The sequence below is a fragment of the Phenylobacterium sp. genome (assembly GCF_030654915.1).
In the GTDB taxonomy this organism is placed as follows: domain Bacteria; phylum Pseudomonadota; class Alphaproteobacteria; order Caulobacterales; family Caulobacteraceae; genus Phenylobacterium.
Genome location: NZ_JAURWM010000175.1, coordinates 1 through 1,046 on the forward strand (window position 1 = coordinate 1; position 1,046 = coordinate 1,046).

General features: G+C 61.1%; 1 protein-coding gene. It reads right to left on the bottom strand.

Features of this window, described 5'->3' with window-relative positions; all coding sequences use genetic code 11:
- Positions 1–1,032 (bottom strand): AMP-binding protein (locus tag Q7T84_RS08955; protein WP_304807907.1); only part of this gene is annotated, 1,032 nt, incomplete at its 3' end.
- Between the last annotated feature and the right edge of the window lie 14 nt (positions 1,033–1,046).

Here is a 1,046-nt window from a genome sequence, read left to right on the forward strand (position 1 = left end):
CTGCGGCAACTCCTTACCGCCCTCATCTTGAATCTGCATGACTACCCCTGTGGTGGGCCTGCCTACAGAGCCTGGTTTGTTCAGCCATTCGGCCGGCTCGATGAAAACCCCACCACCTTCGGTAGCGCCATAGTATTCGAAGACAACGGGCCCCAGCCATTCGAGCGTCGCCTTCTTCACATGGACCGGACAAGGAGCCGCCCCGTGAAGCACCCAGCGCAATGATGTGACATCATATTTCGCGCGGACTCCGGGAGTGAGTTGGAGCAGGCGATTGAGCATCGTCGGGACGACATGGGTATGAGTGATGCGATGCCGATCGATCAAACGGAGCATTTCCTCCGCGTCCCATTTGTCCATCAGTAAAGTGTGAACGCCCGCCGAGAGCGGGAGTAAGAGATTCAAGCTCAGCGGCGCGGCGTGATAGAGCGGTCCGGTCACGACCGAAACGTCACCGGCACCATTGAACTGTGCTGTCTCGACCATTTTTGTGAAAAGGGAGGACGCCGCCGGCGCGCTACCCCGATAGACCCCTTTGGGATGGCCCGTCGTGCCGGAGGTGTAGAGCATCTGACTGCCCGGAACGGGATCGTGGACATTCTCGCCGGACTCCCGCGCAATCAAGGTGTCGTATGACGCGAATCCTTCGATGGGCCCGCCTGCTGCGAGCTTGATACGTAGAGTTGGCGCTGTGCGGCCCGCTTGGACCGCAGCTGCCGCGAGTCCTGCGTCAGCGACGAAGGCCTTGGCCTCACAGTTCTCGACGATATACGCCACTTCCCCGGCAGTAAGATGCCAGTTGACCGGCGTGAGCCGGAAGCCGGCGCGTTGGCAGGCCATGACGGTCTCGACGAATTCGGGGCGATTGACGCAGAGAAGAGCCACGCCATCGCCGGGCATTAAGCCCGCGCCCCGCAGCACCCCGACAAGACGGTTAGCTTGTGCGTTCAATTCCGAAAACGTGCGATCGCCTCGTTCGGACGAAATCGCAAGTCGGTCTGGCTCGCGAGCGGCGTGCCAAGCGACAACCATGCCTTTGGCCGCGG